The sequence below is a fragment of the Variovorax sp. RTB1 genome (assembly GCF_035018765.1).
In the GTDB taxonomy this organism is placed as follows: domain Bacteria; phylum Pseudomonadota; class Gammaproteobacteria; order Burkholderiales; family Burkholderiaceae_C; genus Variovorax.
In genome coordinates this window covers 191,737-204,935 of sequence record NZ_JASJXG010000002.1, presented here as the reverse complement: position 1 = coordinate 204,935, position 13,199 = coordinate 191,737, and the positions used below count along the sequence as shown (strand labels likewise).

Sequence of the window (13,199 nt, the reverse complement as noted above, 5' to 3'; positions counted from 1 at the left end):
TCAACAGAGCCGGGCGCTGCGCCAGGTTTCGTTCGGCAGCTTGCCGAAGCGCTCGCGGTACGAAGCCGAAAAGCGACTCAGGTGCGAGAAGCCGCAGCCAAGCGCGACGTCGGTCACGCTGTCTGCGCTGCGCCTCGCGAGCTGTGCGTGCGCCGCATCGAGCCGCAGATTGCGCAAGGCTTCCATCGGCGAAGCCTCGCGGTGCCGACGAAACATCAGGCTCAGCGTGCGCCGGCTCACACCGGCGGCATGGGCGATGTCGTCGAGCGACTGGCTTTCCGCGAGCCGGCTTTGCATGAACTCTTCGGCGCGACGCAGCGGCGGCAAGTCGATTCGCTGTGTCGAGCGCCGTGCACCGTCGTGTTGTCGCCGCGCCGAGTTCGGGTGATGGCACAAGAGATAGCGAATGAGGTTGTCTTCGTAGTGCAGCAACCACTGCGGGTCGTAGGTCCCGCCGCCCATGACAGCCGCGGCTGCGGGCAGCAAGGCGACCAGTCCCGCCACGAGCCGCCGCCACTGCATGCCGATGGCATCGTCGAGCCTGAACGGGGTCTCGAATTCGATGTTGCTGTCGTCGATCCGATCTCGACCGTCATCTGCTGCAAAGGCCTGGCGCGCGACCTCGTTCAGGTGCTTGCGCTCGATCTTCAGCATGAGCTGTTCGCAGCCGGCGTGCCACTTCACCTTGACAGGCCGATGCGCCGAAATCACCGCGCCCTGGCCGGCATGGATCTGCACCAGCTCGCTGCCCATGCGGACCTCGGCGCGTCCGCGCAATGGCATCTGCACGAGCACGAAGTCGTCGAGCGAGTCGGGTTCGATGTCGACTTCGCAGCCGTAACGCAGGATGCACAACGACATCGGCCCCAAACCGGCGCGGTAGAAAGCCGAGTCGACCGCGCCGCGGCCCCAGTGGCTGCGATGCGACTTCAGCTCGGCGCTGACGAGCGCATGCGTTTCATCGGCATGACGCGATCGAAAAACCTCATGCCGATACAAAGGCGACAGCTGCTGGCTGGACAAAGCGTTCATGGGCACTCCCTGGCCCGTAAGCGTAGACCTCAATGGTCATAGCAACAAGCGTGCCCTTGGCGTGTTCCTGAGGCCTACAGCTTGGCGGTGCAGAGCGGTGCGCCCGTGTCCACGTAGTTGGTCATGACGGTTCCGATCAGCTTGTTGGTGATGCGGCCAGTGGCGTCTTTGCTAATGACGCGAAGGTAGTAGTTCTGGATCGGGAAGTTGTTGGCGCCGTATTTGAAGTCACCGCGGATCGACTTGTACTTGGCGGCCTTGATCGCCTTGAGCATGGCGGGCTTGTCGTCTACCTTGCCGCCGACATCGCGCACCGCAGCGTCCATTGCCATCAGCACGTCGTAGGCTTGCGCAGCGTAGAGCGAAGGATTGCGGCCACCGTTTTGCGCGCGGTAGTCGGCGACGAAGCGGCGGTTGGCATCGTTGTCGAGGTCGTGCGCCCAATGCGAAGTGTTGAAGATGCCCAGCATCGGCTCACCGACGCCGCCGATCATGTCTTCGTCGGCGGCAAAGGCTGTCGACACCAACGTGACATCTTTCGACAAACCGGCCGCGACGAACTGTTTGACGAAAGCGATGCCCATCGCGCCGGGCAAGAAGTAGTAGAGCGAATCGGCCTTGGCGGCGCGAATCTGCGCGAGCTCCGGCGCGTAGTCGATCTGGCCGAGCTTGGTGAAGATCTCGTCGGCCACAGTCCCCTTGTAGGCGCGCTTGAAACCGTTGGCCGCATCCTTGCCGCCCGGGTAGTTGGGCGCGATCACGATGGTCTTCTTGAAGCCCTTGTCGGAGGCGAACTTGCCGGCCGACTCGTGGTACGCGTCGTTCTGGTACGAGGTGCCGAAGAAGTACGCATTGCACTGCGCGCCGGAGTAGGCGCTCGGACCCGTGTTGTTCGACAGGTACGGCACCTTGGCCGCGAACAGCACCGGGCCGACGGCGAGAGCGACTTGCGAACCGATCGGGCCGGTGAAGAGGTCGATCTTGTCGCGTTGCACCAGGCGGTCGACCGCCTGCCGCGCCGAGTCGGGGTTGCCGCCGGTGTCGGCTTCGACATAGGTGACCGGCACGCCCCCCAGCTTGCCGCCGAGCTGCTTCATGGCGACCGCGAAGCCGGTCTTGGAATCGGCGCCGAGCGCAGCGAAGGGCCCTGACAAGTCGAGCGCGAGGCCGATCTTGACGCCCTGTGCGCCGGTCGCTGTAGACAGCGTCGCAGCCAAGGCGAAAGTCAGGCAGGCAAGGCTGCGGGGAAACTGTGACAGAGCGGGCATGAAGATCCTCGAAGTAACTTGATGTACTCGCGAGTCTGGTGGCCGCCGGCCGCGCGGGCTATCCATTTCGGGCAATGCGGGGCATTCTCGAAGCGGACAGACGCGGTGCAAAACCATTCCCAGAATGGAGCTGTGTTCGTAGCTAGAAAGCGAGCCTCCCATGCAGAACCAAACCGACATTGCAGTCGAACGACAAGTCCAACAAGAAGTGCGCTTCTATCCAACGGCGCATGCCCAGAAAAACGCGGCGCCCCACACGCTCGTGCAGGCCGACCGCGTCCACAAAAGCGTCTACACCGACCCCGAAATTTTCGAGCTCGAGATGGACCGCGTTTTCGGCCAGGCCTGGCTCTACGTCGGTCACGAGAGCCAGGTGCCGAACACTGGCGACTACTTCACCACGCGACTCGGGCGCGAGCCGGTCGTCATGCTGCGGCACTCCGACGGCGCGGTCCATGTGCTCTACAACCGCTGCCCGCACAAGGGCGCGAAGATCGTGCCGGACGGCAGCGGCAGTGCCGGAAAGTTCCTGCGTTGCCTGTACCACGGCTGGACTTTCAAGTGCGACGGCAGCCTGCTGGCGGTGCCTTTGCGCAGCGGCTACGAAGACACTGCGATGGACTTGAAAGACCGCGAGAACGGCGTGCGCAAGGTGGCGCGCGTGGCGACGTATCGCGGCTTCGTCTTTGCCAGCCTGGTGGCCGACGGGCCCGATCTGCCCGAATTTCTTGGCGGCGTGGCGATTTCTCTCGACAACTTCTGCGACCGGGCACCCGATGGCGAAGTCGAGGTGGCCGGCGGCGTGCAGCGCGTCATCCAGCGCAACAACTGGAAGATCTTTTTCGAGAACCTGCACGACACCATCCATGCGGTCGCCACGCACGAATCGTCGTGGCGCGCCGCCAAGGAAGAGTTCGAGTCGATGCCCGAGGGCACGCAAAAGCCTTTCGAGATCGTCATCGTCGACGGCAACGGCGAGCCGCTGGAGTTCTGGGAGAAGCTGGAGCTCAAGGGCTACGACGGCGGCCACGGCTACATGGAAGGCATCTTCACGCCGCCCAAAGATCCGGTGAGCCTGGCGTATGTCGCATCGCTCGAAGCCCGCCAGGGCGCGGCGCGTGCCGCCGAGATTCTGCGGGTGAACCGGCACAACACCATCGTCTATCCGAGCTGTTCGCCGCACACCTCGTTCCAGCAGATTCGCGTGATCCGGCCGCTGTCGGTCGACCGCACGCTGGTCGAGATCTTCACCTTCAGGTTGAAGGGCGCGCCGGATGCCACTTTCCGACGCGCGCTCAAGTACACCAACGTCATCAACTCGCCGTCGTCGACCGTGATGCCCGATGACCTGGAGGCTTACAACCGCGTGCAGGAAGGCCTGGGCTCCGACGGTGGCGACTGGGTCAGCCTGCACCGCGCGGCAGGACGCGAAGAGGCGTTGCCCGGTGGCCGTGCATCCAACGGCAACAGCGAGATGCCGATGCGCAACATGTTCCGCGCGTGGGCCGGCTACATGGCAACCGAGCCGACAAAGCACGGTCTGCTGAAAGATGCCGCATGAACTTCACAGACTGGCAAGAGCAGCAGCACATCACGCAGTTCCTGCACCACGAGGCGCGGCTGCTCGACGAGCACCGCTGGGCCGAATGGATGGACCTCTTCACGCCCGACGGCTTGTACTGGATGCCGCTGGTGCGCGGACAGACCGACCACCTCGACCACGCCTCGCTCTTTTGCGACGACGCCTTGCTGCGCTCGATGCGCGTACGCCGGTTGTCGCAGGTGCGCGCCTATTCACAGCAGCCCGCCACGCGCACCTCGCACGTCATCGGCAACATCGCGCTCGAATTGCGCGCGGCGGATGACTGCATCGTCTACTCGACCTTTCATTTGCTCGAATGGCGCAAGGACGCGCAACGCGCTTTCGGCGGCAGCGTGCTGCACACCCTGCAACGCGAGGGCGACAGCTTTCGCATTCGCATGAAGCGCGTCGATCTGCTCAATTGCGAGGCGCCGCACGAAGCGCTCGAGGTGTTCATGTGAAGGCCGCCTTGCTCGCCATGCACTACCAGAACGACGTGCTCCATCCGGATGGCAAGGTGCGCGTCGGTGTCGCGGCGGACGACCCCAAGCGCACGCTGCTGATCGATGCGGCGGCGCGCCTGATCGCCGGTGCCCGCGCCAACGGCGTGCCAGTGATCTCGGTTCGTATCGCGTTCTCGCCCGGTTATGCCAACTGCCTCACCAACTGCGCGCTGTTTCGCAACGTCGCAAAAAGCGGCGCGGTGCAGGAAGGCCAATGGGGCGCCGACTTCTTCGCGACGCTGGCGCCGCTGTCCGGCGAAGCCATCGTCACGCACCAGCGCGACAACCCGTTCTGGGCCACGGGTCTGGAAGCCGTGGTGCAGCGCACAGGGGCCACGCGGCTCTACATGGCGGGCATCGCGACCAACTACGTGGTCGAGCACGGCGCACGCCATGCGAGTGATCTGGGTTACGACGTGGCGGTGGTCGGCGATGCGTGCAGCACCGCCAAGCCGCATCTGCACGCTGCGAGTCTTGAGACGCTCTCGTTGCTGGCAGACATCGTGACGGTCGATGAGGCAGTGGCACAAATGGCAACGCACCGCGAGGCGGTGCAATGACGCATGACGGCCAGCTCGAAGGCAGATTGGCGATCGTCACCGGCGCGTCGGCCGGCATCGGTGCCGCCATCGCACGCGCCTTCGTCGATGCAGGCGCCTATGTGCTGGCGGCGGATATCGACGAAGCCCGCGGCCGCGCGTTGCATGCGGCGCTGGGCCCGCGTTGCCGCTTCGTGCATGGCGACATCGGCTCCGACGCGGTACTCGATGCGTTGATTCAATCGGCGCTCGACTTCGCCGGCCGCATCGACTTCGTCGTCAACAACGCCGTGTTCTACGGCGACCGTGGCGCCGAGGCGAGTCGCGCCGAATGGCTCCATGCGCTCGACATCAATCTCGTATCTGGCGCGTTGCTGGTCCACAAGGCTAGCGCTGAGCTGGCGAAGCAAGGCGGTGCGGTCATCAACATGGGCAGCGTCGGCGGCAAGTTCGGCACGGCCGGTCGTGCTCTCTATCCGGCAGCCAAGGCGGCCATCCTGCAGCTCACCCGCAACCAGGCCGCGACGCTGGCGCCACAGCGCGTGCGCGTCAACTCGGTGTCGCCGGGCTGGACGTGGTCGGACGCGCTGTCGCGCATGGCCGGTGGCGACAGGGCGCGGGCCGACGCCATGGCCGCGCCCCTGCACCCGCTCGGCCGTGCCGGCGACGCCGACGATGTGGCGCAGGTGGTGCTTTTCCTTTGTTCGGATGCAGCGCGCTTCGTCACCGGTGCCGACATACCGGTAGACGGCGGTTTTTCGATGCTCGGCCCGGACCAGGGCCGTTCGGCACGCGACTGGTTCGAACGCGGTACCTGAGTCGACCAGCCCGAAAACGCTTACTGCTCTTCGCCCCAGGCAAAGCCGTCGCGGGCGATCATCGCGCTCGATGCGCTCGGCCCCCAAGTGCCCGCGGCGTATGGGCGCGGTGCGCCGTCGGCACCCCAACTGTCGATCAGCGGTTCGACCCAGCGCCACGCCTCTTCCTGCTCGTCGCTGCGCACGAAAAGATTCAGCCGGCCGGCGATCACGTCGAGCAGCAGGCGCTCATACGCGCCCACGCGTTCTGCGCCGAATCGCTTGTCGAAGTCGAGGTCGAGCTGCACCGGCGCCAGCGGCACCATGTCGCTGCGCACGCCGCCCTTGATGGTGACGCGCTGGTCTTGCGCCTGGGCGAGCAGATGCAGTTCGAGTCCGTCTTTCGGTTGCAGGTTGATGACCAGCTTGTTCGCGACACCGACCGGCGTGCGAAAGATCGCATGCGGAGCTGGCCGAAAGTTCATCTCGATGCGAGCGTCTCGCGAGCCCAGCCGCTTGCCGGTGCGAATGTAGATCGGCACGCCGGCCCAGCGCCAGTTCTCGATCTCGGTGCGCAGCGCCACGAAGGTCTCGGTGCGGCTGTCGGGCGGCACGCCGGCTTCTTCCTTGTAGCCCGGCACGCGTTCACCGTAGGCCGTGCCCGCGGTGTACTGCCCGCGAATCGCATGCAGGCCCAGCGTCTCGGGCGTCCAGCGCTTCAGCGAGCGCAACACCTTCAGCTTTTCGTCGCGAATGGCATCGGCGTGCGCGTTGATCGGTGGCTCCATGCCGATGGCGCACACCAGCTGCAGCGCATGGTTCTGCACCATGTCGCGCAAGGCGCCGGTCTGGTCGTAGAAGGCCCCGCGCTTCTCGACGCCCAGGTCCTCCGCGATCGTGATCTGGATGTTGGCGATGTGCTCGCGGCGCCAGATCGGCTCGAACAGCGAGTTGCCGAAGCGCAGCGCGAACAGGTTTTGCACCGACGGCTTGCCGAGGTAGTGATCGATGCGGAACACCTGGTTCTCGTGCAGCACCTTGCGCACGGCCGCGTTGATCGCCTGGTTCGATGCGAGGTCGTGGCCCAGCGGCTTCTCGAGCACCACGCGGGTTTGCGGACCGTTGAGGCCGGCCGCGGCGATCTGCTCGACCACCTGCGTGAAGAGCGAAGGCGCGGTAGCGACGTACATCACCACGGTTTCGGCGTTGCGCGTTTTGAGCAGGTCGGCGAGCTGTGCGTAGTCGGACGGCTTGGACAGGTCCATGCGCTGGAACGTCAGCATCTCGGAAAACTTTTTGAACTCCTCTTCGCTCGGCCGCTTGGCGCCTTCGACGGCTTTGAAGCGCGAGCGGATCAGTTCGCGATAAGTGTCTTCTGTGAGGTCTTCACGCGAGACGCCGATGATGCGGCCCTCGGCCGGAAGGCTGCCATGTCGGAATGCCTGGAACAGCGCCGGCATCAGCTTGCGCCATGCCAGGTCGCCGGTGCCGCCGAACAAAACGAGATCGAAACTCATGGGGGTGACTTGTGTGGGTGGTGGAGAAGGGTGGCACGGGTGACCATGCATCACTTTAATGGTAGTTGTACCGATGCTGAAAACGCGCTGACTTTGATAGGCTGACCCGTGGCCCGGGGGGGCCATTTTGTTTGCAGTGCAGGATCAACGTCGGGCGTAAGGTCACATGAAAAAACTTCTTGGTACGGTGGTATTGCTCGTTGCGTCTGGTGCGGCGTCGGCCCAGCAAGTCAACGTGATCTGCTCGGTGCAGGCCGATTGGTGCAACATGATCGCCACGGTCTACGCAAAGACCACTGGCGTCAGGATCAACCTGGCGCTCAAGGGCTCGGGCGAGGCACTGGCCCAACTCGTCGCGGAAAAGGACAACCCGAAGACGGATGTCTGGTTCGGCGGCACCGGCGACCCGCACCTGCAGGCGGCTGAATCGAGCCTCACGCTCGAATACAAATCGCCGTCGTTGCCGCAGCTTTATCCGTGGGCGCAGCAGCAGGCGCAACAGTCGGGCTACAAGACCGTCGGCATCTACTCCGGACCGCTCGGCTTCGGCTACAACACCGAGCTGCTGAAGAAGAAAAAGCTGGCTGCACCGACCAGCTGGGCCGACTTGCTCAAGCCCGAATACAAGGGTGACATCCAGGTCGCCAACCCGGCATCGAGCGGCACGGCCTACACGATGATCGCCACGCTGGTGCAACTTATGGGCGAAGACAAGGCCTTCGACTATCTCAAGGCGCTGCACAAGAACGTCAGCCAGTACACCCGCTCGGGCACCGGGCCGATCAAGGCGGTGGCACGCGGTGAAACGGCGGTGTCGATCAGCTTCGTGCACGACGCGCCGCAAGAAAAGATGCAGGGCTTTCCGGTCGAGACCGCCACGCCGAGCGAAGGCACCGGCGCCGAGATCGGCTCGATGAGCATCGTCAAGGGTGCACGCAATCTGGAGCAGGCCAAGAAGTTCTACGAGTGGGCGCTGACGCCGCAGGCGCAGACCTTCGGCGCTACCGCCAAGCAGTACCAGTTGCCATCGAACAGGGCGACGCCGGTCGATGCCAACGTGCCCGACTTCAAGAAGATCAAGCTCATCAATTACGACTACAAGAAGTACGGTGAGAGCGCGGAGCGTCGCCGCTTGATCGCGCGTTGGGAAAAAGACGTCAACTCGCTTCCGCATTGAGTGACGGCTCGAGTGCGCACCCAGTCAAGCGTGATGAAGCGTGATGTGAAGGGCAAGCGCAACGCCGCGATCTGGCTCTGTCTCGCGGCGGGATTTTGCGGCTACGTGGTCCTGCCGTGGTACGCCATTCAGGACACCAGCTGGTACGAAGCATTGCCCCGAATCTTCAGCGGCGACGAGGCTGCCAATGGCGTGTTGCAGGCAGCAACGCACGGGCGGGTCTGGCTGTTCACGGGCGTCGTCGGGCTCGCGCTGTGCACCATCGGTGCGCTGCTGCCAGCCGGCCGTGCGCAGGGCCGCTGGCTGCTCGTCGGCGGGCTCGTCGGCGCGGTCGGCATTTCGCTCGCCGGCTTCCTGATCGGTGCCCGGGGCTGGAGCGCGGGCTGGCTCAACAGCGCTTTCGGCGAGCTCGCGGTCAATCAGTTCGGCATCGGTGCCGGCGGCTTCGTGGCGTTGCTCGCGCTCATACTGCTGTGCGCCTTCGGGCTGGCGCGGCTCGGCTTCTTCAAGGGCGATCTGTTCGTCTCGGGAGCGGTCATCGGCTGCGGCGTGCTGATGGCGCTCTTCATCGCCTACCCGGTGAGCAAGGCGCTGGCCGGCGCCTTCTTCGACGAAGACGGCCATGCGTCGCTGTCGGCCTTCGTCGGCCGTGTCTTCATGGAGCGTATCTGGGGCCTGAGTTGTCTGGCCGGCGGGCTGCGCTGCGGCGTCGCATGGAACACACTGGCGCTGGCGCTGGTCACCGCCGTTGGCACCACCTTTCTAGGCACGTCGATGGCGCTGATGGCCGAGCGCGGGCACAGGCGCTGGCAAAACCCGTTGCGCGTGCTCGCGGTGTTGCCGATCATCACGCCGCCGTTCGTCGTCGGGCTCGGGCTCATCCTGTTATTCGGTCGCGCCGGGGTCGTCAACCAGTTGCTGGAAAGCGGGTTCGGGATCGAGCCGTCACGCTGGTTCTACGGGCTCAAGGGCCTGATCATCGCGCAGCTCTTTGCCTTCACGCCCATCGCTTTCATGATCATGCGCGGCGTGGTGCAGGGCATCGCGCCGAGCCTCGAAGAAGCCGCGCAAATGTTGCGCGCCGACCGGCGTCGCACCTTCTTCACCATCACGCTGCCGTTACTGAAGCCGGGGCTTGCCAATGCGTTTTTGGTCGGCTTCATCGAGAGCATGGCCGACTTCGGCAATCCGGTGGTGGTGGGTGGCGATTTCTCGGTGCTGGCGACCGATGTGTTCTTCGCCATCGTCGGCGCGCAGAACGATCCGGGGCGGGCGGCTTCTCTGGCCTGGATCCTCACCTTCTTCGCGCTCGGCGTTTTCGCGCTGCAGCGCGGCCTGCTCGGCAAACAAAACTTCACCACGGTCAGCGGCAAGGGCGATGCCGGTATCGCGATGCCGCTGCCCGATGGGGTGCGGCGCACGATCTACGCCATCGCCTTTCCTTGGATCGTGTTCACGTTGGTGGTCTATCTGTTCGCTTTTGCCGGGGGCTTCGTGCAGACCTGGGGCCGAGACTACAGCCCGACGCTCGCCCACTTCAAGACGGCGTTCTCGCTCGAGTGGGCGCAGTTCGGACTGGTGTGGGCTGGGACCGCGTGGAACTCGCTCTTCACCACGCTCAAGCTGGCCGGCATTTCGGCACCGATCACCGCATCGCTCGGCTTGCTGATCGCCTGGCTCCTGGCGCGCAACGAGTTCAAGGGGCAGGGGTTGTTCGAGTTCGCGGCATTGCTGGCATTTGCGATACCGGGCACGGTGCTGGGTGTGAGCTACATCCTGGCTTTCAACGTGCCGCCGCTGGAGCTCACCGGCACCGGACTCATCATCGTGCTGTGCTTCATGTTTCGCAATTTGCCGGTCGGCGTGCGCGCCGGCACCGCGGCTTTCAAGCAGCTCGACCGCTCGCTGGACGAGGCCTCGCTGATGCTGCGCGCGTCGACTTCGCAAACGCTCTTCAAGATCGTGCTGCCGCTGTTGAAGCCCGCGCTGGTGGCTGCGCTGGTCTACAGCTTCGTGCGGGCGATGACGACGGTGAGCGCCGTGATTTTTCTCGTCACGGCCGAGAACGAACTGGCGACGACCTACATCATCGGCCGCGTCGGCAATGGCGACTACGGCGTTGCGCTCGCGTACTGCACGGTGCTGATCGTGCTGATGTCGGCGGTCATCGCGCTGATCCAGTGGGCGGTCGGCGAGCGCAGGCTGGGGCGGCGCGGCGCCGATGGGGCAAGCACGGGGGCGGACACGAAGACCGTGGCCGCATCCGCGTTGCCGGCACACTAAACACGAGGTAGTCATGACGACCCACGGCATCGAATTTCGCAACGTCTCCAAGCGCTACGGCAGCGGCGCCAACGCGCCACTCGTGGTCAAAGGGATCAGCTTCGAAGTGCCGCAAGGCACGCTGACCACCATCCTGGGTCCGTCGGGCTGCGGCAAGACGACCACGCTGCGCATGATCGCGGGGCTCGAATCGCCGACCTCGGGCTCGATCTTCATGGGTGGCCGCGACGTCACGACGCTCGGGCCGGCCGAGCGCAACGTCAGCATGATGTTCCAGAGCTACGCGCTCTTTCCGCACATGGACGTGATCCAGAACGTCGCCTACGGTTTGCGCATGAGCGGCGTCAAGAAAGACGAGGCGACGTCGCGTGCGCGCGAGGCCTTGCGCGGTGTCGGACTTGTCGGCTTCGACACGCGTTTGCCCAGCGAGTTGTCCGGCGGACAGCAGCAACGCGTGGCGCTGGCGCGCGCGCTGGTGCTGGAGCCCGCGGTGCTGTTGTTCGACGAGCCGTTGTCGAACCTCGACGCCCGCCTGCGCCGCGAGATGCGCGAAGAGATCCGCACGCTGCAGCAACGGCTGAAGCTGACGGTCGCCTATGTCACGCACGACCAGAGCGAGGCGCTGGCGGTGAGCGACCAGATCATCGTGATGGACGAAGGCGTCATTGCGCAACGCGGCACGCCCGAGCAGCTCTACGGCAAGCCTGAAAGCGAATTCGTCGCCGGCTTCATGGGCGAGGCGATGGTGTTCCCGGCCATGGCGCAGCCCGATGGCGTGGTCACGCTCGGCCCGCTCACGCTGGGGTCGCGCTACAGCAGCGTGGCGCCGGGTGTCGTCAGGGTGGCCGTGCGGCCGGAGGCTTGGCTCCTCGGCTCGGCCGTCGGCATCGAGGCGACGCTGCGCAAGGCGACCTACCTCGGCAGCTTCTACGAGTACGTCTTCGACACGGCGCTCGGTGCGGTGTTCGTGGTGTCTTACGACCTCGCGCGTCCGTTGGGTGCCGGCGTGAAGACAACGTTGTCGCTCGGCAACCATGGCGTTTCGGTGGTGCCTGCGGCGGCTTGAGCGCGCCGGGTGGCTCCTGCGGTCCAATGGCGGCATGAACATCGTTTTCGATCTGGGCGCCGTGCTGTTGACATGGGAACCCGTGGCGCTGGTGCAGACGCACCTCGGCGCCCATGCACCGACCGCCGAGGCCGCGCACGCGCTGGCACGCGACATGTTTCATCATGAAGACTGGCTGGGTTTCGACCGTGGCACCCATCCGCTGGACGTCGCGATCGGACTGATGGCGACGCGCCTGGGCCTGCCGGCCGACAAGCTCGACGCGTTGCTGGCCCCGATGGGCGAGCGGCTGGCGCCGATCGCGGTCACGGTCGAACTGCTTGACGGGCTTCGCCAGCGCCGTGATGCCGGCGAAGACCTAAAGCTCTATTACCTGTCGAACATGCCGGTGCCGTATGCGCGCGCGCTGGAGCGGCGAATGTCGTTCCTGCAGTGGTTCGACGGCGGCATTTTTTCAGGTGATGTGAAGCTGCTCAAGCCGCAGCGCGAGATCTACGCATTGCTGGCAGATCGTTTTGCGCTGAAACCCCAGGTGACCGTGTTCATCGACGATTCCATGGCGAATGTGGACGCAGCGCGTGTCTTCGGCTGGCACGCCGTGCATTGCGAGTCGCCGACTGCGCTGCCTGAACAGCTGGCCCGTCAGATGACTGCGTTGTCGGGGACCACTGGGGACCGCCGCTACGACGGCAATCGTCGGATCTGAGGCGACCGTCAGGGAGTCGTGGTGTTGAATGCGCGCTTCTGTGGCAACGTCGACCGACTGCCCGACGGCGGCGTGAAAGCAGCCGACCCCACCGGCTCGCCAGTCCGCACCACCTTGTCGACATCGAACCCCAGAGTCCGTGCGAATTCGAGTTCGGCGGCAAGCGTAGCCTCCTCGACCCGGGGCGCGCGTGACAGCACCCAGAGGTAGTCGCGATCCGGCGTGCCGACCAGCGCGACCTGGTAATCGCGGTCGAGCTTCAGGATCCAGTAGTCGCCCCAAACTGCCGGCAGCCAACTTAGCCAGGCAGGTGCGAAGCGCACTTTCAACCTGCCTGCGCCGGGCTGGCCGATCACTGGAACGACGTGTGCAGAGCCCACCGCTTCGTCGAAACTACCGTCGGCCAGCATGCAGCGGTTGCGCACCTCGAATGTGCCGTCGGCCAGCTGCGTGTAGTCGGCCGACACCGGGCCGGTGCACTTCTTTTCGAACCGGTTGGGCAGCCTGGCCTGTTCGTGCCAGACGCCCGAGTAGCGCTTGAGGTCGACAGGTGCCACGACTTGCAGCGGCGCCCGCATCAACGGCGCGCCGTCTGCCGGGCCGCCCATGGCTTGAGCGCGTGCAGTTCGTGCGCTGGTCAACGCGATCAGCGTCAGGAACCCGCCCACGCAGAAGGCTGCCGCAAGGGTTCCGATGGACACATTGCGGGAATGGTCTTCGGATCCCAAA

General features: G+C 65.0%; 12 protein-coding genes. 8 read left to right on the top strand and 4 right to left on the bottom strand.

Annotated elements, in window-relative coordinates:
- Both QN397_RS02395 and QN397_RS02390 read right to left on the bottom strand, forming a co-directional pair.
- Window positions 1–1,032 carry a helix-turn-helix domain-containing protein gene (locus QN397_RS02395; protein WP_323499943.1) on the bottom strand — a complete coding sequence of 344 codons (1,032 nt, stop codon included), beginning with the start codon at window positions 1,030–1,032 and terminating at the stop codon, window positions 1–3.
- 74 nt (window positions 1,033–1,106) lie between these two features.
- Window positions 1,107–2,300 (bottom strand): ABC transporter substrate-binding protein, encoded by a 1,194-nt coding sequence (locus QN397_RS02390; protein WP_323499942.1) that lies wholly within the window; start codon window positions 2,298–2,300, stop codon window positions 1,107–1,109.
- A 160-nt stretch (window positions 2,301–2,460) separates the two neighbouring features.
- On the opposite strand from QN397_RS02390, the gene QN397_RS02385 reads away from it, so the two are divergent.
- From QN397_RS02385 to QN397_RS02370, 4 genes are read left to right on the top strand one after another with little or no spacing between them, the layout of a single operon-like run.
- The gene (locus tag QN397_RS02385) at window positions 2,461–3,861 is read left to right on the top strand and encodes an aromatic ring-hydroxylating dioxygenase subunit alpha (protein WP_323499941.1); all 1,401 of its coding nucleotides are present in this window, start codon (window positions 2,461–2,463) and stop codon (window positions 3,859–3,861) included.
- Entirely contained in the window at window positions 3,858–4,343 is a 486-nt protein-coding gene (locus tag QN397_RS02380) for an aromatic-ring-hydroxylating dioxygenase subunit beta (RefSeq protein WP_323499940.1), read from the top strand. Before QN397_RS02385 ends, QN397_RS02380 begins: the two co-directional genes overlap by 4 nt.
- A complete protein-coding gene (locus QN397_RS02375; protein ID WP_323499939.1) occupies window positions 4,340–4,945 on the top strand; it encodes an isochorismatase family cysteine hydrolase in 606 nt (201 codons plus the stop codon). The genes QN397_RS02380 and QN397_RS02375 overlap by 4 nt, the downstream gene beginning before the upstream one ends.
- Window positions 4,942–5,742 (top strand): SDR family oxidoreductase, encoded by an 801-nt coding sequence (locus tag QN397_RS02370; protein ID WP_323499938.1) that lies wholly within the window; start codon window positions 4,942–4,944, stop codon window positions 5,740–5,742. The genes QN397_RS02375 and QN397_RS02370 overlap by 4 nt, the downstream gene beginning before the upstream one ends.
- A gap of 20 nt (window positions 5,743–5,762) precedes the next feature.
- On the opposite strand, the gene zwf is transcribed toward QN397_RS02370, so the two are convergent.
- The gene (gene zwf, locus QN397_RS02365) at window positions 5,763–7,238 is read right to left on the bottom strand and encodes a glucose-6-phosphate dehydrogenase (protein WP_323499937.1); all 1,476 of its coding nucleotides are present in this window, start codon (window positions 7,236–7,238) and stop codon (window positions 5,763–5,765) included.
- A 166-nt stretch (window positions 7,239–7,404) separates the two neighbouring features.
- Here zwf and QN397_RS02360 point away from each other — a divergent pair, with 166 nt between their 5' ends.
- From QN397_RS02360 to QN397_RS02345, 4 genes are read left to right on the top strand one after another with little or no spacing between them, the layout of a single operon-like run.
- Entirely contained in the window at window positions 7,405–8,415 is a 1,011-nt protein-coding gene (locus QN397_RS02360) for an ABC transporter substrate-binding protein (protein WP_323499936.1), read from the top strand.
- A gap of 33 nt (window positions 8,416–8,448) precedes the next feature.
- Window positions 8,449–10,698 (top strand): iron ABC transporter permease, encoded by a 2,250-nt coding sequence (locus tag QN397_RS02355; protein WP_323499935.1) that lies wholly within the window; start codon window positions 8,449–8,451, stop codon window positions 10,696–10,698.
- Between the two features lie 13 nt (window positions 10,699–10,711).
- Window positions 10,712–11,764 (top strand): ABC transporter ATP-binding protein, encoded by a 1,053-nt coding sequence (locus tag QN397_RS02350; RefSeq protein ID WP_323499934.1) that lies wholly within the window; start codon window positions 10,712–10,714, stop codon window positions 11,762–11,764.
- 34 nt (window positions 11,765–11,798) lie between these two features.
- Window positions 11,799–12,470 (top strand): HAD family phosphatase, encoded by a 672-nt coding sequence (locus QN397_RS02345; protein ID WP_323499933.1) that lies wholly within the window; start codon window positions 11,799–11,801, stop codon window positions 12,468–12,470.
- An 8-nt stretch (window positions 12,471–12,478) separates the two neighbouring features.
- On the opposite strand, the gene QN397_RS02340 is transcribed toward QN397_RS02345, so the two are convergent.
- Complete coding sequence (locus QN397_RS02340; protein WP_323499932.1) at window positions 12,479–13,171, bottom strand: lipocalin family protein; 693 nt, start codon at window positions 13,169–13,171, stop codon at window positions 12,479–12,481.
- Window positions 13,172–13,199: the final 28 nt, after the last annotated feature.